This is a genomic window from Gulosibacter sp., assembly GCF_052090685.1.
Lineage (GTDB): Bacteria > Actinomycetota > Actinomycetes > Actinomycetales > Microbacteriaceae > Gulosibacter.
This window is the reverse complement of record NZ_JBQDBE010000020.1, coordinates 38,755-59,493: the sequence shown is the minus strand read 5'-3', so window position 1 is coordinate 59,493 and position 20,739 is coordinate 38,755. Positions and strand designations below refer to the sequence as shown.

Genomic DNA, 20,739 nt, shown 5'->3' with positions numbered 1-20,739 from the left:
CGAGGCAAATCACCCATCGACCGTGTCCACAACGTCAGTGGGAAGAACACCTAGGCGGCGCCGTCGAACATCGAGGTGACCGAACCATCCTCGAAGACTTCGTGAATCGCGCGAGCGAGCAGCGGCGCGATCGGCAGGACGGTCAGCGAATCGAACTGCTTCTCCGCGGGAACCGGCAGCGTGTCAGTGACGACAACCTCGTCGATAGCTGGACAGGTGAGGCGCTCTTTCGCCGGTCCCGAGAACACGGGGTGGGTGGCGGCAACAACGACCTTAGCGGCGCCGTTAGCCTTGAGCGCTTCGGCGGCTTTCATGATCGTGCCACCGGTGTCGATGAGGTCGTCCACCATCAGGCAGGTGCGGCCTTCCACGTTACCGACGATCTCGTGCACCGACACCTCGTTCGCAACCGAAGGGTCGCGGCGCTTGTGGATGATGGCGAGCGGCGATCCGAGGCTGTCCGACCAGCGGTCAGCAACTCGAACGCGGCCCATGTCCGGGGAGACCACGGTGAGGTTCGGGTCATCGCCGAACTTGTCCTTGAAGTACTCCATCAACACCGGCATCGCGAAAAGGTGGTCGACCGGGCCATCGAAAAAGCCCTGGATCTGCGAGGCGTGGAGGTCAACCGACATGATCCGGTCCGCGCCGGCGGTCTTGAAGATATCGGCAATGAGTCGGGCCGAGATCGGCTCGCGACCGCGGCCCTTCTTGTCCTGACGGGAGTACGGATAGCACGGCATGATCACGGTGATGCGCTTCGCCGAGGCGCGCTTGAGCGCATCCACCATGATGAGCTGCTCCATCACCCACTCGTTGATGCCGTCGGTGTGCGACTGGATCACGAACGCATCCGCACCGCGAACCGACTCGCTGTAGCGCGCGTAGATCTCGCCGTTCGCAAAGGTGCGAGTCTCCGTTTCAAGGACTTCGGTGCCGAGATCCTTGGCTACCGCGTGTGCGAGCTCTGGGTAAGCCCGTCCAGTAACAAGGACCATTCGCTTTTCACCCGGGTGGGAAATACCTGACACCGATACCGCCTTTGTGTTCGTCTGTGTTGCGTAACAGTTAAGTCTGAACTCTCGCGTTCAGCGTACTCTTATTCGTCACCCTCAGGTGCCGACGAAGTTCCTGCGGCTTCAGCGGCAGTGGCGGCCGCAGTACCGGGGCGGTTCTTGAGCGTCCAGCCTTCGACGTTGCGCTGCGGTGCGACAGTGATTGCCAGCGCACCAGCGGGTACGTCCTTGCGGATTGCGGTGCCCGCACCCGAGTACACGCCGTCACCGATGGTGATCGGCGCGATGAGCACGTTGTCGGAACCGATCTTGACATCGCGGCCGACCACGGTGCGGTGCTTCTTCTGCCCGTCATAGTTGGCGGTAATCGTCCCGGCACCGAGATTCGTGCCGTCACCAATTTCCGCGTCGCCGACGTAGGACAGGTGCGGCACCTTGGTACCCACACCGAGCGTAGAGTTCTTCGTCTCCACAAAGGTGCCCACCTTGCCACCCTCACCGATCACCGAGTTGGCGCGAAGGTAGCTCCACGGACCGATCGTCGCATTCGCGCCGATCACGGAGAGCGTGGCGTCGGTGCGCTTTACCGTGGCGCCCGCACCGACCTCGCAGTCGACGAGGGTCGTATCGGGGCCGATCACCGCATCCTCGGCGATCGTGGTCGCACCGCGAAGCTGCGTGCCCGGCAGGATCTCCACATCCGGCGCAATCGTGACATCGGCGTCGATGATGGTGGTGTCCGGGTCAACGATCGTGACGCCATCGCGCATCCACTGGTTCAGGATGCGGCGGTTATATTCGCGGGCCGTCGCACCGAGTTGCGCGCGATCGTTGATGCCCTGGACGAGCCACGGGTCGGTCACACCAATTGCTTCGATGCGGCCGCCGTCTCGCTTGATGATTTCGGCGGTGTCGGTGAGGTACTTCTCGCCCTGCGCGTTTGCCTGCGCGATCTTGTCCAGTGCAGCACGGCAGGCCGCCACTGAAAATGCGTAGACGCCGGCGTTGATCTCATTAATGCGTCGCTGCTCGTCCGAGGCGTCCTTGTGCTCAATGATCGAGTCAAAGCTGCCGTCGCCGCCGCGAACGATGCGGCCGAAGCCGGTGGGGTCATCGTAGAACGCACTCAGGAGCGTGAGGTCGTCGCGCTGCTCGCGGTGCGTGTCAATGAGGCGACGTACCGTCACCGAGTCGAGCAGGGGCACGTCGCCCGAAAGCACGACAATATCGCCGTCGAAATCTGCCGGCAGCGCATCCAGCCCCGCCTCGACCGCACGGCCGGTGCCGGGGACCTCGTCCTGGTCGGCGATGATGACCTCGGGCGAAAGCGCCTGGATCGCATCCACCACCTTCGTGCGCTCGTGACGAACCACCGCAACCGTGTGGGTTGGTTCCAGCGCTGCGGAGGTGCGGAGCACGTGACCGATCAGCGGGATGCCACCGAGCGAATGGAGCACCTTCGGGGTCTTCGACTTCATTCGAGTGCCTTGGCCAGCGGCCAGGATGATGATGGCGAGATTGTTGTCGTTCACAAGTCCTCCAGATCGGCGGCCGCGGGATCGCGCTCCTCCCCCAGGACTCGAACCTGGACCTAACAGCTCCAAAGGCTGTCGTGCTGCCATTACACCAAGGAGGAAAAATTTGACTCCCCTAGTCTGCCATGACTTTCGAGGTGGTACGCGCGAAAACCGTCAACTGCGCAATAATGAAAGGTATGTCTACGCCAGAAAACGATGCGGTCGATGCGATCGTTCGTGAGTGGTCCACCGTCCGCTCCGATCTCGACGCGACCCCGCTTGAAGTTTTCTCGCGCATTAAGCGGATTGCGAAACAGCTCGACCTGCTTCGCCGTCAGTCCTTTGCCCAGGCGGGACTCGAGCCCTCGGAATTCGACGTGCTCTCGGCCCTGCGACGCTCCGGCGAGCCCTTCGCGCTGACTCCAAAGCAGTTGCTCGCCAGCAACCTCGTCTCCTCGGGCACGATGACCAATCGCATTGACCGACTCGTCCGGCGCGGCCTCGTCACGCGCGAAGACGACCCTGCCGATGGCCGCAGCATCCTCGTTCGGATCACGGCGCTCGGGTCGGAGATCGTGGACAAGGCAATCGACATCCTGCTGCTTGAAGAAGAGGCACTGCTCGCGGGCGTGGACCGGGATGATGTTGACGCACTTTCGCGCGGCCTGCGCGTGCTCGCCATTCATATGGGCGAGTCAGAAACGGAGCGTTAGTTCATGGCACATCTGCTCGGTGCAGAGAAGATTTCGCTCGAGTATCCGACGAAAGTCGTGTTCGAGAACATCACGATTGGCATTGGCGAGGGTGAGCGAATCGGCATCGTCGGCCGCAATGGCGACGGTAAGTCCACCCTCATGAAAATCATTGCGGGCCGAATCGAACCGGATTCCGGCCAGGTCACCGTTCGAGGCGGCACCACGATCGGGATGCTCGACCAGGGCGATACGGTCGACCCGGCGCTCACGGTTGGGCAGGCAATCGTCGGTGACATCCCAGAGTATGAGTGGGCTGGTGAACCAAAGATCCGCGATATTGTGCGCGGTCTCGCTGCCGATTTGTCTTGGGATGCGCTGGTCGGGGATCTCTCCGGTGGCCAGCGCCGTCGGGTCGCCTTGGCACAGCTGCTCATTGGCGACTGGGACATTCTGCTGCTCGATGAGCCGACGAACCACCTCGATATCGAGGGTGTCTCGTGGCTCGCGAAGCACCTCAATAGTCGGTGGTCCCGCGATGCTGGCGCGCTCGTGGTGGTCACCCACGACCGATGGTTCCTCGATGCCGTCTGCAACACGACTTGGGAGGTCCACGACCGCATCCTCGAGCCCTTCGAGGGCGGTTACGCGGCCTATATTTTGCAGCGCGTTGAGCGCGACCGTCAAGCCGCGGTTGTTGAGCAGAAGCGCCAAAACCTGATGAAGAAGGAACTCGCGTGGCTGCGCCGTGGCGCGCCCGCGAGAACTGCGAAGCCGAAGTTCCGGATTGAGGCCGCGAACGAACTCATCGCCAATGAACCACCGGTGCGCAATGAAATCGAGTTGACGCAGCTCGCCACCGCCCGATTGGGTAAGGATGTGGTTGACCTCATCGACGTGGGGGTGACCTACGGCGACCACGAGGTCTTTTCGGATGTCACATGGCGGATCGCACCGGGCGAGCGCTCCGGAATTCTCGGCGTGAACGGTGCGGGAAAATCCACGCTGCTGGATCTCGTATCCGGCGATCTCGAGCCGACGACCGGTCGTGTCAAGCACGGTAAGACCGTGAAGATCGCGAAACTCACGCAGCAACTCGCGGAGCTCAAAGAGGTCGAGAACGACAAGGTCCACGAGATTCTCGCGCGACAGAAGAAGAGTTATCAGGCCGCAGGGCAGGAACTCTCCCCCTCCATGCTGCTGGAACGACTGGGATTCACTTCGGCGCAACTCCAGACTCCGGTGAAGGATCTTTCCGGAGGTCAGCGCCGCCGATTGCAGCTGCTGCTGATCCTGCTCGAAGAACCGAACGTGCTCATCCTTGACGAGCCCACCAACGACCTCGACACCGACATGCTCGCGGCCATGGAAGACCTTCTCGATACCTGGCCCGGCACGCTACTGGTGGTCTCGCACGACCGTTATCTGCTCGAGCGCGTTACCGATCAGCAGTACGCGGTGATCGGCGGCGGCTTCCGGCACCTTCCGGGTGGCGTGGATGAGTATTTGCGGCTGCGGGATGCGCAGGACAACGCCTCGGCCCAGGAACCATCGGCAAAGCAGACCGCGCATTCAGGCGGATCGGATGCGGCCGGATCGGATGCAGCCGGCGCAGATGCGGGCAGGTCGCCGGTGCTCTCCGGCGCCGAACTGCGGGCAGCCGAGAAGGAGCTTGCTGCAGTCGAACGCAAGATGACGAAGCTGCAGCGTGAGGCTGCGGAAGGCCGCGACGGCCTCGCCAACCTCGACCAAAGCAACTACGAGCGTTTGAACGAGGAGATGGCGAAGATCACCGCGCTCGAGGATGAGGTGGCGGAGCTAGAAGAGCGCTGGCTGGAGTTGTCGGAAGCGCTTGAGTAGCAGGCCTGGGTTTTGCTGCTGTTCCAGGTCCGATAGGCTGGCCGACATGGGTATTCAGGCAATGTTCCGGATCCGTTCCGCCTAACGGCGCGACGGTACCTGACAGCACACCAGCGCGCCGTTTCCGAGTTGACCTTTGCGCCTCGGACCGGCGATCTTCATCGAACCTCGCCTTCGAGGCGCTCCACTCTTCTTCTGGAGCGCATCAATGCCCCGTTCAATTCATGGTGGCCGACACGAGCTCGGCCAGAACTTTCTTCATCATCAACCGACTATCGACAAGATCATGAGTCTCGTCGCCGAAACCCGCGGCACAATTCTCGAGATTGGCGCCGGTGACGGCGCGCTCACCCGCCCACTCGCTCGCCTCGGTCGCGAGCTCACCGCGATCGAGATCGATGAACACCGGGTGGCTCGCTTGCAACGGTCCCTCCCGGGAATCGTCGTGGAGCACGCCGATATCTTGCGGCATCCGCTCACCGCTTCCGTCGTCGTGGGAAACATCCCATTCCACATCACCACACCGATCCTGCGGCGATTACTCACGGTGGGAACGTGGCGGCACGCCGTCCTGCTGACGCAGTGGGAGGTCGCCCGGAAGCGTGCCGGGGTCGGCGGCGGCACGCTGCTGACCGCACAGTCGGCGCCGTGGTTCTCGTTTCAACTCCGTGGCCGGGTTCCCGCGAGAGGATTCACACCGCAGCCGAGTGTGGATGGTGGACTTCTAATGATCGAACGACGAGAATCGCCGCTGGTTCCTACCCGAGAACGCAAAGCCTATGAGGGATTCGTCCGCAAGGTGTTCACCGGTCGGGGCGGAACGCTCTCGCGCGTGATTCAGCAAGCTTCCGGGACGAAGCGCGAGAACGCTTCGCGAATCCTTGAGCGCGCCGATGTAAGCAAACGAAGCCTCCCCAAGGATGTCCGGCCCGAGCAGTGGGCCACGATTTGGCAGGGCGTGCGGAGACGGTCATGACGGCGAGCGATTGACCTGGCGCCCCCGCTACTACGCCAATGGTTCGAACAGGAACAACAGCGCCTCGGCATCCAGATTGCATTCCAGTGTGTAGGTCCCCGCTTCAGCCACCTCAGTAGCGGCGAATGCCATCATGGTCTGCGATTCACCCGGGGCGCCCAAGTCGCTCGGTTCAGGCATATTGAGGTCTTCGGGCGCTGCCGTCAGCGCGGTGCCGTCGATTGTGCAACCTTCGGGTTGGACACCCGATAAATCGTCTCCGCGAACCAGCGCCCAAATCGTCCCAGCGCCGTCACTATCGATGGTGGTTTGGCTATTCGCCTCACCGGGAATTTCTTCCATCGAATTGAATCGGTCCGAAACCTCTTCAGCACTTTCCTGTGCACAACCGGCGAGGACAGCAACGATTGACGCGGCAGCCGCAACGCCAAGAATTTTTCGGGTCTGGGTGTGCGCAAATGTCATAACAGCATCAAATCAAACCGTTCCTGACTACAAAATGACAGTTCTCGACGAGAAGCTGAGCGCCCGCCTCTTTGCGGATGCGCCGAAGTTATTCGCGTACCCTCTGCCGGATGGACAATGAGCGCACCCCCGAGCCCGACTGGGTCCACCACGCAATCTGGTGGCGACTGTATCCGCTCGGATTCGTTGGTGCGGTCCCCGAGCCGCCCACCGGCGCGGTCTTGCCGAACGAACATCGGTTGAGTCGCATCCTGGGCTGGCTTGACCATGTCGTCGAACTCGGCGCATCCGGGATCGCCCTCGGCCCGATATTCGCATCAGAATCCCACGGCTACGACACGGTCGATCACTACCAGCTTGATTCTCGATTGGGCGAGGATGCTGATTTTGATCGGCTCGTGGCCGAAGCACGCTCGCGCGGCCTGCGCATTCAGCTCGACGGCGTGTTCAATCATGTGAGCCGTCGCCACATCGCGGTGGAGTCCGGCTGGTTGCTCGAAATCGACGATCACCCGGTGCCGTTTGAAGGACACGACATTTTGCTCACCCTCGATCACAACCGCACCGAAGTGCAGGAGTACGTCATCGGCGTCATGCGGCACTGGCTCGATCGCGGCGTGGATTCTTGGCGGCTCGATGCGGCCTATGCGGTGCCTCCCGAATTTTGGGCGAAGGTGCTTCCCGAGGTGCGCCGTACGCATCCGGAGGTGTGGTTCGAAGCGGAAGTGATTCACGGAGACTATCCGGAATTCGTGACGGCCAGCACTGCCGATACCGTCACGCAGTACGAACTGTGGAAGGCGATTTGGTCGAGCATTAGTGACCGCAATTTTCACGAGCTCGCGTGGTCGCTCACGCGCCACAACGAAATGCTCGAGACCTTCATTCCGGCGACCTTCGTCGGCAATCACGATGTCACGCGCATAGCGAGCCAGATTGCGAATGCGCGGCACCTCGAACACGCGATTGTGCTGCTGTCCCTGCTCGGCGGCACCCCGACGGTGTATGCGGGCGATGAATTCGGGATGCGCGCGGTCAAGGAGGAGCGCTTCGGCGGCGATGATTCGATTCGGCCCGAGTTCCCCGCATCCCCCACTGAGCTATCGGATCGCGAAGAACATATCCTCGCGCTACACCGACGGCTGCTCGGACTTCGCCGTCGCCACGCGTGGCTGCATTCGGCCACGACCGAGGTGCTGGAGGTTGAGAACGAGCGGTTGCGCATCCGGCTGGCCGCGGGTTCGGATGCGCTGGTCGCGACCCTGAACCTCAGCGAAGAGTCGATGCCGATCGGCCCCGGCGCGACTCTCGAAGAGGATGACGCGACCCGCGCAACTCCGGACACGGTCGCACCGCACGGCTGGCGCATCGAGTCGGCCACGGGATGAGTTCCCGCGCCACCGTGACCGAGAATCTCTATGCGCGGTTCTTGCCGGAGGCGCGGCAAGAAATCGCGGCGGCATTCCCACCCGAAATCACGTGCTGGCGGTGGCGGGAACATGAGATCCGCATCCTGCGAGCACGCCGACCGGAATCCGCGGCACGCGTGCTCGTGGTTCACGGGGCCGGGGCGCACGGCGAAGCACTGTGGCCGCTTGCAACACTCGCGGCGGGACCGATCTCGCGAATCAAGATTCCCATGCACTGGCTCGCCAACCTTTCAAAAATGAGTCGCGACCCCGAGCTTTCACGCCTCTGCGCATCCGACCCGCAGGGCGGTGCCACAAGAGTGCCGATCGGTTTCCTGACCTCGTTTCTGCAGTTTCGACATGCCCGTCCCGAGTATTCGCGGACTCCAGTCGCGCTGCTCCATCCGGCCGAGGATGCGTGGACCCCACCGTCGCTCAGCACCAGATTTCTCGAGCGCATCGGCGCACCCACAGAGTTGATCATGCTCCGCGAATGCGGCCACTTTCCCGTGGAAGAGCCCGGTCTTGGTGAGCTCATCGCGGCGGTCTCAAAAGCTGCGAGTAGAACCTGATTACTTGAGACGCGCCGCCGCCACGAAGCGTCGGATGCGCTCGTGGTCTTTTATTCCCCGGGTCGCTTCGACTCCGCTCGAGACATCGACACCCCATGGAGCCGCGGTCGCGACAGCCTCAGCAACATTCTCCGGGTTTAGCCCACCCGCGAGGAGCCAGTGACCCTCGGGACGGGTCGCGAGGCTGCTGAGATCCCAGGGAACCCCCGAGCCGGGGGTGTTTGAGTCGAGCAGCAGCGCATCCTCACCGAATGCACCCACTTCGGCGGGTCCCCGGGATGCGGAGGTCGCGCGCCAGACCTGTAGACCGTCGACGGCTACCGCTCGACGGGTATCTGCTTCGCTGTAGTCGTGCAGCTGCAAGACATCCACGCCGATGTTCTGCGCGGCGTCGATGGCCTCGTCGATCGTGAGGTCGTGCACCACCACTACCGTCGTGAGGGTATCGCCGCCGGCAGCAACCAGCTGGCGTGCATGATCGATCGAAACTGCACGAGGGCTCGTACTGCTCAGCACAACGCCCATCGCATCGGCCCCGGCTTCTTTGACCGCGTTGACGTCGCCGATGGTCTTGAGGCCGCATATCTTCACAAACATATACAGATCTTATCGAGCATCAATACACTGGACAGTATCCGCGAGCACGACACGAAGGCGAGTGAGCAAGAGTGGCAGACCCGGTGAAAACACACTGGCACACCGTTAAAAGTTCCCAAGTCCGCGATGAACTGGCAGCTCCGGTTGCGGGTCTGAGCAGCGCCGAGGTCGAGCAACGTCTCGCTGTCCACGGTCGAAATGAGCTCCAAACCAAGGGCCGCGACCCCTGGTATCTCGTGTTCCTGCGCCAGTTTCGCTCGCCGATGATTCTCTTTCTGCTCCTCGCCGCAGTGATCACGATGCTGCTGCAGGAGTGGTTCGACACCATCGTCATCCTCTTCACGCTGACGCTCAACGCGATCATCGGGTTTTGGCAAGAACGTAAGGCTGACTCCGATGTGCGCGCGCTGCAACAGCTCAACACCACGGAGGCAACCGTGGTCCGCGCCGAGGGAACCGAGCGCATTGACGCCGCGGTCCTGGTCCCGGGTGACACGGTGAAGCTCGAGTCGGGCGACAAGGTACCGGCCGACCTCCGACTCGTTGACGCGAACGGACTGCAGATCGACGAGTCCATGCTCACGGGCGAGAGCCTTCCCAGCAGCAAGCGCGACACGCTCGTGGCGGCCAACACCCCCATGGGTGACCGCGTCAATATGTGTTTCTCCGGCACGCTCGTCGTCTCCGGTCGAGCGACCGCACTGGTCGTGGCCACGGGAACCAACACCGAACTCGGCGAAATCTCAGAACTCGTCCAAGGCGACGGCGCCAAGACGCCACTCGAGATTCTCACCGACCGGCTCGAGAAGTTCATCGGCGGTGCCGTCATCGGGATTGCGTCCCTCCTCTTTATCGCGAGCATTCTCATCGGTACGGCGGTGTCGGAAGCGTTTCGCACGACCGTCGCGCTGATCGTCTCCGCAATGCCCGAGGCACTGCCAATCGTGCTGTCAGTGGCGATGGGCGTGGGCGTCTCCCGAATGGCGAAACACAACGCCGTGGTGCGAAAACTTCAAAGTGTCGAAACGCTTGGTTCCACCACCATCATCGGTTCCGACAAGACCGGTACGCTCACCGTCAATCGAATGACCGTCGAACAGCTCTGGACCCCCGACGGCAACGTGCATTCATTCGACAAGTCGGGGGTAGCCCCCGCAGCGGGTTCATCTTCAGCCACTGCCACGCCATCCCCCTTGACCGACTTGCAACGCTCGGCGCTGCGCACCGGCGCACTCGCCAACGAAGCCGCCCACAAGCCGGGCGATGAGGACGACACGGATGCGCTCTTTGGGGATGCGGTCGATGTCGCCATGGCTTCGGTCGCGGTCCAGGCGGGTGCCCTCAGCGAAGCGGAACGTAGCAGCCAGGCGGTTGCGGAGATGCCCTATGAGCCCGAGCTCGCGTATTCCCAAGCGGTCTACCTGGAAGGCGATGAGTACGTGCTGCATGTGAAGGGTGCTCCCGAAACTATCGCGGGTTTCTGCGAGTTCCTAGCCACCGCCGATGGTGCTGTGCCCTTCGATCGCCGCACGGTCGATCGCGCGAATGCCGAGATGGCTGATCAGGGGTTGCGGGTCATCGCAACGGCATCCGCAACCCTCGACGCTGCAGATTTCGAGGCGCTCCGGGGCCGTTCGCTCCCGCAGCCGCGAGGTCTCACGCTCACGGGACTCCAGGGGATGATGGATCCTCCGCGGCCAGGAGTCCAACAGGCGATCGCCGATTGCCGGAGCGCTGGCATCCACGTCATGATGATCACCGGCGACCACCCCGCGACCGCACACGCGATTGGTAAGCGGCTCGGACTCGCGGGCGGGCTCGAACCGCTTACCGGGGCACAGATGTCCGAACTTGGCGATCTTGAGCTCATCGACCGACTCAGGCGCACCTCGGTTGCGGCACGGATGAGCCCGCAGGACAAACTGCGGATCGTGAAAGTACTCCAGGGCGTCGACCAGACGGTCGCGATAACCGGCGACGGGGTGAATGACGCTCCCGCACTGAAGGCAGCATCAATTGGTGTAGCCATGGGTGAATCCGGCACCGACGTGGCCCGCGAATCCGCCGATGTGGTCCTCACCGACGACAATTTCGTGACCATTGTCGAAGCCGTCCGTCAGGGTCGAGTCACCTTCGCGTCCATCCGTAAGGCCACGTTCTTCTTACTCTCCAACGCGATCGCGGCACTGCTCGCCGTTGCGGTCAATACCTTTACTGACCTGCCGCTGATCTTTCTGCCCGCGATGCTGCTGCTGATGAACGTGGTGACCAACGGCATCCAGGACATTGCGCTGTCCTTCGAAAAGGGTGAGGGCGATGAACTCACGCAGCGGCCGCGGCCAAAATCTGAAGGCGTACTCGACGGAACCATGTGGCTGCGCACCGCAATCACCGGCATCTGGATGGGCGTGGGCACGCTGATCGTGTACCGACTCGCGCACAGTTCCGGTCTCCCGATCGAACACGCCCGCACCCTCGCGCTGATCACGATGGTGATGTTCAATTTCTTCCAGGTCTTCAACGCTCGCTCCGAACGGCAGTCGCTGTTCACGCTGAATCCGTTTGGCAATCCGCTGCTGCTGATCTCGGCAATTGTGGCGCTCGTACTGCAGTGGGGCGCAACGGTGTGGCCGGTCTCCGCCAACTTGATTGGCCTGCATCCACTGAGCTTCAACGAATGGATGTTCTGTACCGCCGTGGGAGCCACCGTCCTCGTGCTCGTCGAAATCGACAAGTTCATCCGAAGACGACTCGCGGCGCGCTCACTGTAGTTCGAGCAGTGCTTCTTTGAGTTGCTTACGACCGCGGTTCAACCGCGAGCGCACGGTCTGTACCGGCACTTTTTGGTACTCCGCAATCTGCTCGTAGGTGTAGTCGCCGTATTCGCGCAGGACGAGTGCCACGCGGAAATCCTCGCTCAGTTTCGAGAGCGCAAGCTGCACCGTGTCTCGGATCTCGTGGTCCTCGGCAAAGTCGTTTCCCGGATCATCCGGTTCGAAGACCGACTGTGCCTGTTCATCTTCACCAACGGTCACCTCGCGGCGCTTGCGAATCACCGCGAGTGCCGCATTGGTGGCAATCCGGAACGCCCAGGTACCGATGGATGCTTCGCCACGGAACTTTGGCAGGTTCTGCCAAATGGCGATGAGCGCATCCTGCAAGGCATCTTCCGCATCCGCGCGGTGCTCGGTGGTGCGTAAACAGGTCGCCCAAAGCCGATCCCGATAGGGCTTGAGCAATGCGTCAAACGCGCGCCGGTCCCCCTGCTTCGCTCGCGCGAGCAACTCTCGTTCGTCGGCGGCAGACGCCACATCGCCTCCAAAAAAAAGTTGCCGTGATCAGTAGGTCCACGCGTGCGAGGCACGCATCTCATGGATGGTAACGCCTGCGCCTTAATCAAAGGGATTCGGGAGCTCCGGAATACGGCCAGAGGATGACTCAAAAATTTCTCGAACTCTCGGGAACTTTATGCACACTCGATGCATCCAACTATCGACATCATGAACGCTGTACCGGAAGGAACATCCGAACAATGACTACGAACCAGCCCGTATCGAACGACGCACCATCGACCGACGCAACCCAGGGCTTCGCGAACTCGGAAGCATTTGACACTGACGGCGACGGCATCATTGACGCCATCGAGTACGACGTGGACGGCGACGGCAAGGTCGACGAAATTCACTACGACACCGATGGCGACGGCCAGGTCGACAACATCTACTCCGACCTTGACGGCGACGGCTACCTCGACGCTCGGTTCATCGACACCGATGGCGACGGCGTGATGGACTACGCCGATGTCGACACGGACGGCGACGGCATCATCGACACCACGATGTACGACACCGACGGCGACGGCCAGCTCGACCAGGCCAACATCGACACCGATGGCGACACCTACGCGGACACCTACTCCTCGGCAGACGGCGACTACTACTCGCAGCAGGTCGATTCCTCACACTCAAACAGCGCCCCAGTGGGTGACTCAGAAAACACCGTCGCACCCGAGGTCGATAACGACGGCACCGTCGGCGACGGCCAGCCTGTCGGCAACACCGGCGACAGCCAGCCAATTCCGCCCACCGACGGTGGCAGCACCCCGGCCGACGAGATCGACTACACCGAAACCCCGGACTCCACCTACTACGAGGGTGCCGCAACCATCGACAGCGACGGCGACGGCATCAACGACTCCGCCGAGGTGGACATCGACGGTGACGGCGTAAACGACGCCCTGCTCACCGACATTGACGGTGATGGACTCGCCGACTCGGTTTCGATCGACACCGACGGTGACGGCGTCTACGACGTCTTCGGCACCGACTCAGATGATGACGGTGTAATTGATGACTACCTTGCTGACACCGACGGTGACGGCATCGGCGACACGCCCGTCGACTTCTAGTCGAAATAGCAGACCGGCTTCGGGAACTTTCGAGCGGGTCAGCGCATCTAACTACTGAATACCCCAAACCCCACCGCTACGAAAACAACACCCGAAAGGACTCACCGCCATGAGCACCAACGACAGCCCCTTCCAGTTCCAGACCACCGACGGCGCTGGCGCCCCGCAGGAAGACACCGACACCACGGAATCGCAGCCAATTCCCGAGAGCGAGACCTCGACCGAAGACACCACCACCGAAGACACGACCACGGAGAGCACCGCTCCCGAGGCAGACGCGAGCGGCTCGGAATCCAGCGGTACCAACACCCTATTCGTGGACACCGACGGTGACGGCTACGCCGAGACCGCAGTGGTCGATGAGGACGGCGACAGCATCACTGACACCGCCTACATCGACACCGATGGCGACGGCTACGTCGACACCGCCGTGGACCTCAGCACGAACCCCACGGCAGGCCCAATTACCGCCGAAGACCTCGAGCCCACCGTGTACGACTCCTCGGCAGAGTACGACGTTGACGGCGACGGCATCGTCGACATCACCGACTACGACACCGACGGTGACGGCTACGTCGACACCACGCACATCGACCACGACGGCGACGGCGTCGCTGACGAGGTACTCGTTGACACTGACGGTGACGGCTACGTCGACATCCAGGCAGTCGACACCGACATGGACGGCACGATCGACTACGTCGAAGCTGACACGAACGGCGACGGCTACGTGGACACCACAATCCGCGACACCGATGGCGACGGCGTTCTCGACACCGCCTACGTCGACACCGACGGGGACGGCGTTCAGGAAACCGAAGTTGACCTCACCGAGGAACCGACGATCGACAGCCCGGAAACCGGCAACCAGTTCGACCTCGACGGCGACGGCATCAACGAGTCAACCTACGTGGACCTCGACGGTGACGGCGTGGTGGACTCCCTCGGCAGCGACTTCGACGGCGACGGACTTGCCGAAGTGGTCTACCAGGACACCGACGGCGACGGCGAGTACGACACCGCCTACGTCGACACCGATGGCGACGGCGAACTCGACACCGTCTACACCGACCTTGACGCCGATGGAGGCGCTGTCGACGCCAGCTACTAGGTCAAAACCGAAAAGTTGAAAAAAGATTGCGCGGGACGGGAACTTTCTTCCCGTCCCGCGCATCCAATATACGAACCAATCGCGACGAGCTAAGGATTTCGACATGACCACGTACCAGCCCAACGAGTCCCTCGACCTCAACCAGGACGGCATCACCGACGCACAGACTGTAGACGCTGATGGCGATGGTGTTGTCGACGGTATGAAATTTGACCAGGACGGCGACGGCGTTACCGACTACGCCGTGGTTGACACCGACGGTGACGGTTATGCCGAAACCACGCTCCTCGACACCGACAACGATGGCTCCCCTGACACAGTCCTCGTTGACGAAGACGGCGACGGCTACGCCGATTCGACCTACACGATGAACGAAGACGGCGACGGCTACGCCGATTCGACCTACACGATGAACGAAGACGGCAGCATCGAAGAAGGTACCGGCAGCACCGCTCCGAGCGAGACTGCGCCGACTGACACTGACGCGCCGACCGAGACCACGAACCCCGTGTCCTCCGACCCCGCCGGCAACGACGGCAACTCCGGGGCCTCGATGGATGGTGTGACCACCGAAGACATGGACGGCGACGGTTACGAAGAGACCACCCTCGTCGACGCCGACGGCGATGGCTACCCCGAGACGATCATGGTTGACACCGATGGCGACGGCAACGTCGACTACATCGACTACGACTACGACCAGGACGGCACCTCGGACGACATCTACATTGACTCGGACGGCGACGGCACCTTCGAAACGCTCTACACCGATGCAGACGGCGACGGCGAGCTCGAGCAGGTCAGCGGCCCCGGTGTTGACGAAGGCAGCTCCGCCGACGGCGGCGTTCCTCCCGTGACCGAAGACTCGGCAACTAACGACTCCGGTGCAACCCAGGTGGACAACTCCGGTTCCTACGAAACGCAGTACGACTCGGGTGAGCTCACCTACGACTCCGACGGCGACGGCGTGAACGACTCGGGCTACTTCGACCTTGACGGTGACGGCGTGGACGACACCTTCGGCACCGACACCGATGGCGACGGACTGATCGACGAAGCCATCATCGACCTCGACGGCGACGGCACCTACGACGTCTACGCCACCGACACCGACGGCGACGGCATCCTCGACGAGGCCACCGAAATGAGTGGCGCATCCACCGACGGCGGAGTGTCGACTGACAGCGGCTCGGCGACCGAGATCGACAACAGCTCGAGCGACTCAGGTGCGACGAACAGCGGTGCGACCGACGCCAACGGCGGCACGTCGAACAACATGACCGACCTCGGCGAGGCCACGATCGACCTGGACGGCGACGGTGTGAACGAATCCATCGAGTTCGACGTCGACGGTGACGGCCAGATCGACACCATCGTCTCCGACCTCAACGGTGACGGCTACGTCGACTCGATCTTCATGGACACCGACGGTGACGGCGTGTACGACATGTCGGGGCACGACACCGACGGCGACGGCATACTCGACTCCTACGACACCGACGGCGACGGCGAACTCGACGCCTTCGACACGGACGGCGATGGCAACATCGACTACACCGCCTAAGCCAGCCCCACGATGTGTGTTGCCGGGTGACCCGCATACCGGTTCGCCCGGCAACACTTCCGCAATAGAATTTAGACCAGTCAGGAGCTTCGAACATGGTTAGCGACAACAGCAACCCCACTGCAGCAGAAGAACCGCTGCTCGGGACCGCGCCTGCCCTCGGCGACGATCAGTGGGGCCAAATGCTGCAGTCAGCATTCGAGGCTCCCCCGGGATTCGCCGACAACATCGTGGATGTATTCGACTCGCCCGAGAGCGCCGACGACACGATCGATGCGGAGGGCTACGCACCGGATCTCGAGGGCGCAGACGGTGGCGTTGGCCAGGCCGGAACTCCGACCGAGACCGACACTGATACCGATGATGACGCCATCATTGACCCTGATGAGGCGGATGCGGAGGCAACCTCGGACTCGCAGGCCGAAAGCAGCGACAGTTCCGGCACCGTAGATGCCGACACCGACACGGCTGCCAGCACCGATAGCGACACGATCGACATGGATGACCTCACTGCTGCGCCAGCCAGCGCATCCGAGTCCTGGGAGAGCCTCGGGTTTGACGAAGCAGGTAGTAACGACGGCGCCATCAACGACACAGCGCTCGACGACACAGCGCTCGCGGACTCCGGTTTCGGTCAGGACGCGCTCGACGGCAGCGGTGTCGATACGGATGCGCTTGACGCCGACAATCTCGACGCCGACGCGCTTGACGCCGAAGGTATCGACTCAGACGGCATCGACTCAGGCGGGATCGACTCAGACGGTATTGACGGCGACGAACTTGGCACCCACGGCATCGACGCCGACATGTTCTAAGGCCACCGGCATCGGGCCAGCAACAAGAACGCTGCCAACCACACGGGCTGCTCGCGACTAGCGGGCAGCCCGTCCTAGTTTCATCGCGAGCAGCGTGAACGACCGGTCGAGCACGTTATAGGCATTCTGCCGCTCGGGGTACGGCTCCACCACGGAAGCCCTGCGCGCTTCCATACTCCACGTGAGCGCTTGCTGCCGCAGCTGGTCCGGTGTACTCGCGGGCGAAAGCGCGAGCCGCTCCGCGTCGTTTCGTCCGGAGAGCTGGCGGTCGAGCATCCCGACCAACGGGTGATTCGGTTCGACCGCAGCCAAGCGCTCCAGCGCATCCAGTTCCTGCAGAGGATGCAGTTCGGGCTTCAATTTTGCCTCGGCGACAAAACCTCGCAACGGCGGTGGGGCGCCATTCGACCAGGCCAGTCGCTGCAGGCGCTCCATCGCGCGACGCGTCTTGACGTGCGAGTAGCGGCCGACATATCGCACCGCCAGTGCTCGTCGCAGATCATCGATCCCCGAGGAGCGCACGAGCCAGTCGCTCAACGCACGCGCACCCTGCCGGGCCTGTTCGCGACCAAAACGAATGCCGTATTCGCCAATGAGTTCGGCGAGTCGAGACACCTCGAGGTTGAGGATGCCCGGGGCAAGTTCTCCGAGGAAGTTCGGGTCACGAAGTTCCAGATCGAGCTCATCAACGTCCGTGAGTTGGCCGAGCATCGAAGCGTCATGTTCGCGGACGAGACCGGCGCGTGCAGCCTGTGCCATGTTTCCGGCGACCGCGATGACATTACCGAGATGTGCGCCGTGCTGCTGGGCGAACTTGCTCGCGCCCTCGCGGGCCAAGTCGAGCGGGTCCGCTTCGCCCCACGGCGAGCCACCGAAGGTATCCGCGTGCGTCAGCACACCGATCGCGTGCGAGGCCGCTTCCGCAGGCGTGTTGGTGACGGAAGCCCACTCGCGTAGAAAGTCCATATCGTCACGCATCGGCATGTCGTGGAACACACACAGCAGCGCATCCGCGGCGCGCACGCCCTCGTGGCCGAGCACCGTGCGGCGGGTCGCATCCTCGTGCGAGGTCGTCGTGGTCGCGACGCCCGGCGTGTCAATCAGCGTCATGTCACGCAGAACTTCTGACTGCAGGTAGACAACCGCGTGCTGTACGTGCTCGGGCGGTACCGGGAGTCGTTCCGGGAGGCAGCCGTTGTGCAAATCGAAGGGGATGCGCTTGCCGTCGCGGGTGAATACCTCGCCGCGTTCCGGACCGCCAAAGGTGTAGTGGGTGGTGACCTTTGTACATTCCACTGCCGCGGTGGGTGCCACCACGCGGCCCACCAGGGCATTGACGAGGGTTGATTTTCCGGCCTTCACGCGGCCCACGACCGCGAGACGAATCGTCTCGTCGAGTGAACGGCGGACGAGGTCCGTGGTCCGGCCGGTTCCGGGCCGATCGAGTCGGTCGAAGGCGTCACAGAGCTCAAGAATGGCCCGGCGCATCCCCTGACTGGTTTCTATCGACCCGCTCATACCCGCCGAGTTGTCTCCACTGCGTGCTCTACTTCACCGTGCGGTCGCATGGTGAAACGGCTACTGAAGTCGTCGATATCGTCGTGGTTGCCGTGGCCGGGGTCGTTGTCGAGGCGCACGAACATGCCGTAGGGCAAGCCATCGTAGAGGTAGACGTGCGAGTAGCCGCCTTCACCGTCGGTGAACTCACCCTCGTAGTGCGGCCCCGCGGTTTCGCCCTCGATCGACCAATCGCCGGGATCCGAGGAGTACAGGTTTTCGGCGTATCCAACAGCGTCATCGTAGGAGGAGAATTCCATTACGTAGACGTGGCTATTGGGTCGGTCGTACCAGCTGCACACCTTCTGGGTGTCGTCGCCGGAGACCGGTTCGCAGGAGGCGCCGTCAAACGTGACGAGCCAGTCGAGTGCTTCCTGGCCCGTGAGTTCGGCACAGTTCTCGCCCTCGGCTGCTTCTTCGCCGTTCCAGCAGTCGATTGGTCCGGATGCGACTACGACTTCTTCGTCGTCATACGGTGTCTGTGTTGGGCCGTCTTCACCAACCTGGTTGTTGTTGTTTGCGAGGGCGATCCCGCCCATAATCGCCCCACCGACAAGCACCACCGCGCCGATAATGCCACCAATGAGCAGGCCGCGGCGGGACTTTTTCTTCGGTTTACCGGCGGCCGATGCGGAGGCGTTGGCCGCCACACCGTACTGCTGTGTGGGTGGGCCGGAAGGTCCGGACGGACGTGGTGCTGGCGGCCGCCCGGCTTGGGACGGTGGGTACCCGCCCGGGGGCTGTGCACCTCTCGGTGGTGCCTGCTGGGGACCTTGCTGGCCCGCGAGCGGTCGCGGCATTGCAGAGGTTTGTGCCGGTCCCGCGGCGGGACGCGCACCGGGACCTGCGCCGGGGTTTGGTCCGCGGCCGGGAGTGGATCCCGGCGAAAACGGCGCGGTAGGCGGTGCCGACTGCGGCCGCGCGGCACCCGCGTTTCGTCCCATTCCGGGGAGCGGGCCGGTGGCTCCGGGAGGCATTGGCGGGGCCGGTTGCGGTGGCACGGCCGGCTGACTTGGTGCGGGAGTCGAAGGCTTGAGTGGCTGTGCTGCGCGAACGGCGCCAATCGGCGCCACGTGCAGTGCACCTTCGGCAACCACGAGCTTGGGGTCATCGAGCGTCGCGATGCGAATGCCGGTGCGTTCCCGAATCATGTGGCTGATTGCAGGGGTGCGCGAGGAACCACCGGTGAGGTAGAGCACCTCTGGTTTGGGGCCGGTCACCTGATTGAACACATCGGTGGTGAGTTTGCCGGCGCGGTCAAGGTCATCCGCGATGAGTCGCTCGTATTCCTTGCGGGTGATGGTGACGACGGCATCATCTTCGCCAAGGCTCACCGCGATATCGGCGTCGGGGCGGGTCGAGAGTTCGATTTTCGCTGCCGTAACCGCGCGGCTTAGCGTGGTCTGCGCGCGCAACTCCGACATGGTCTTGGGCCGGTGGAGGCGGTCCGCAAGCTCCGAGTGGCCGCGCCGAGCGAGGGTTTCCAGCGCCCAGTCGAGCAGTCGCGCATCGAAGGTGCGACCACCCAGAACGGGGTCACCGCCGTAGGCGAGCACGCGGTAGCCCTCGGGAAGCTGCGGTGCGCGCTCGAGCACCGCGAGGTCGAGCGTGCCACCACCGAAGTCGAATACGGCAACGCGTGAGCCGGGAGCTGCCCGGTGATTGCGGGCGTAGTGCGCAGCGGCGGCGATTGGTTCGTTGACGGTGCGGATGGAGTCAGCCGAGAATCCGGCTGCGACGGCACCTTCGCGAAGTGCTTCAATCTGGGAGGGTGCCCACGCAACGGGGTGGGTGAGCCATACTTCTGCAGGCGGGCTACCATCCTGACGCCGCAGCGCTGCGGCGCGCACATACGAGTAAATCTCCCGCACAATATCGTTCGGGCTGACAATTTCACCGGCAAGCACCACTTCACCGCGGCCGACGAGCATCTTCGGTGACCGTTCGAACCCATCCGGGTGGCGCAGCTGGGCGTTGACCGCTTCTTCACCGACTCGGAATCCATTCGGTGTCAGCACGATCGCCGATGGCATCGACGTGCCCGACTCGCTGAGCGAAATGGGGCGGACCGCACCCTGCGCATCGATGGCAGCGGCGGTATTCGACGTGCCGAAGTCGATTGAGAGGCGCCAGGCCATATGCACTATTCCTATCGGGTGAAATTACGGATTGAAGACTGA

The 20,739-nt window shown here is 62.7% G+C and carries 17 protein-coding genes and 1 tRNA gene; 10 read left to right on the top strand and 8 right to left on the bottom strand.

Features of this window, described 5'->3' with window-relative positions; translation table 11 throughout:
• Positions 1-50 precede the first annotated feature (50 nt).
• The 3 genes from ACTHXA_RS12475 to ACTHXA_RS12465 form a co-directional block, all read right to left on the bottom strand.
• The gene (locus ACTHXA_RS12475; protein ID WP_441672846.1) at positions 51-1,031 is read right to left on the bottom strand and encodes a ribose-phosphate diphosphokinase; all 981 of its coding nucleotides are present in this window, start codon (positions 1,029-1,031) and stop codon (positions 51-53) included.
• 68 nt (positions 1,032-1,099) lie between these two features.
• The gene (gene glmU / locus ACTHXA_RS12470; RefSeq protein ID WP_441672844.1) at positions 1,100-2,548 is read right to left on the bottom strand and encodes a bifunctional UDP-N-acetylglucosamine diphosphorylase/glucosamine-1-phosphate N-acetyltransferase GlmU; all 1,449 of its coding nucleotides are present in this window, start codon (positions 2,546-2,548) and stop codon (positions 1,100-1,102) included.
• 32 nt (positions 2,549-2,580) lie between these two features.
• Positions 2,581-2,652, bottom strand: a tRNA-Gln gene (locus ACTHXA_RS12465).
• Positions 2,653-2,730: 78 nt separating this feature from the next.
• On the opposite strand from ACTHXA_RS12465, the gene ACTHXA_RS12460 reads away from it, so the two are divergent.
• From ACTHXA_RS12460 to erm, 3 genes are all read left to right on the top strand, one after another.
• Positions 2,731-3,246, top strand: a complete 516-nt coding sequence (locus ACTHXA_RS12460; RefSeq protein WP_441672842.1) for a MarR family winged helix-turn-helix transcriptional regulator — start codon at positions 2,731-2,733, stop codon at positions 3,244-3,246.
• Between the two features lie 3 nt (positions 3,247-3,249).
• Positions 3,250-5,085 (top strand): ABC-F family ATP-binding cassette domain-containing protein, encoded by a 1,836-nt coding sequence (locus ACTHXA_RS12455; protein WP_441672840.1) that lies wholly within the window; start codon positions 3,250-3,252, stop codon positions 5,083-5,085.
• Positions 5,086-5,293: 208 nt separating this feature from the next.
• Complete coding sequence (gene erm / locus ACTHXA_RS12450) at positions 5,294-6,061, top strand: 23S ribosomal RNA methyltransferase Erm (protein ID WP_441672838.1); 768 nt, start codon at positions 5,294-5,296, stop codon at positions 6,059-6,061.
• A gap of 30 nt (positions 6,062-6,091) precedes the next feature.
• Here the strand turns inward: erm and ACTHXA_RS12445 are convergent, their stop codons facing one another.
• On the bottom strand, positions 6,092-6,526 hold the full coding sequence (locus ACTHXA_RS12445) for a hypothetical protein (RefSeq protein WP_441672836.1): 435 nt from the start codon (positions 6,524-6,526) through the stop codon (positions 6,092-6,094).
• Positions 6,527-6,636: 110 nt separating this feature from the next.
• Between ACTHXA_RS12445 and ACTHXA_RS12440 the strand changes: the two genes are divergently transcribed.
• A complete protein-coding gene (locus ACTHXA_RS12440; protein WP_441672834.1) occupies positions 6,637-7,914 on the top strand; it encodes an alpha-amylase family glycosyl hydrolase in 1,278 nt (425 codons plus the stop codon).
• Positions 7,911-8,507: a hypothetical protein gene (locus tag ACTHXA_RS12435; RefSeq protein ID WP_441672832.1), complete on the top strand. Its 597-nt coding sequence runs from the start codon at positions 7,911-7,913 to the stop codon at positions 8,505-8,507. The genes ACTHXA_RS12440 and ACTHXA_RS12435 overlap by 4 nt, the downstream gene beginning before the upstream one ends.
• Here ACTHXA_RS12435 and ACTHXA_RS12430 read toward each other — a convergent pair whose 3' ends face one another.
• On the bottom strand, positions 8,508-9,104 hold the full coding sequence (locus ACTHXA_RS12430; RefSeq protein ID WP_441672830.1) for a phosphoribosylanthranilate isomerase: 597 nt from the start codon (positions 9,102-9,104) through the stop codon (positions 8,508-8,510).
• Positions 9,105-9,175: 71 nt separating this feature from the next.
• Here ACTHXA_RS12430 and ACTHXA_RS12425 point away from each other — a divergent pair, with 71 nt between their 5' ends.
• Entirely contained in the window at positions 9,176-11,875 is a 2,700-nt protein-coding gene (locus tag ACTHXA_RS12425) for a cation-translocating P-type ATPase (RefSeq protein ID WP_441672829.1), read from the top strand.
• On the opposite strand, the gene ACTHXA_RS12420 is transcribed toward ACTHXA_RS12425, so the two are convergent.
• Positions 11,867-12,415 (bottom strand): RNA polymerase sigma factor, encoded by a 549-nt coding sequence (locus ACTHXA_RS12420; protein WP_441672828.1) that lies wholly within the window; start codon positions 12,413-12,415, stop codon positions 11,867-11,869. The two genes, ACTHXA_RS12425 and ACTHXA_RS12420, sit on opposite strands and share 9 nt — an antisense overlap.
• Positions 12,416-12,636: 221 nt before the next feature.
• Between ACTHXA_RS12420 and ACTHXA_RS12415 the strand changes: the two genes are divergently transcribed.
• The 4 genes from ACTHXA_RS12415 (at position 12,637) to ACTHXA_RS12400 (ending at position 17,002) form a co-directional block, all read left to right on the top strand.
• On the top strand, positions 12,637-13,512 hold the full coding sequence (locus ACTHXA_RS12415; RefSeq protein WP_441672826.1) for a hypothetical protein: 876 nt from the start codon (positions 12,637-12,639) through the stop codon (positions 13,510-13,512).
• Positions 13,513-13,621: 109 nt separating this feature from the next.
• Entirely contained in the window at positions 13,622-14,623 is a 1,002-nt protein-coding gene (locus tag ACTHXA_RS12410; protein WP_441672825.1) for a hypothetical protein, read from the top strand.
• A 103-nt stretch (positions 14,624-14,726) separates the two neighbouring features.
• Positions 14,727-16,187, top strand: coding sequence for a hypothetical protein (locus ACTHXA_RS12405; protein WP_441672823.1), 1,461 nt, complete (start codon positions 14,727-14,729; stop codon positions 16,185-16,187).
• Positions 16,188-16,282: 95 nt separating this feature from the next.
• Positions 16,283-17,002, top strand: a complete 720-nt coding sequence (locus ACTHXA_RS12400; protein ID WP_441672821.1) for a hypothetical protein — start codon at positions 16,283-16,285, stop codon at positions 17,000-17,002.
• Positions 17,003-17,059: 57 nt separating this feature from the next.
• Here the strand turns inward: ACTHXA_RS12400 and ACTHXA_RS12395 are convergent, their stop codons facing one another.
• Together ACTHXA_RS12395 and ACTHXA_RS12390 are read right to left on the bottom strand one after the other, a co-directional pair.
• Positions 17,060-18,520, bottom strand: coding sequence for a dynamin family protein (locus ACTHXA_RS12395; protein WP_441672819.1), 1,461 nt, complete (start codon positions 18,518-18,520; stop codon positions 17,060-17,062).
• Positions 18,517-20,697, bottom strand: a complete 2,181-nt coding sequence (locus tag ACTHXA_RS12390) for an Hsp70 family protein (protein ID WP_441672818.1) — start codon at positions 20,695-20,697, stop codon at positions 18,517-18,519. The genes ACTHXA_RS12395 and ACTHXA_RS12390 overlap by 4 nt, the downstream gene beginning before the upstream one ends.
• Positions 20,698-20,739: the final 42 nt, after the last annotated feature.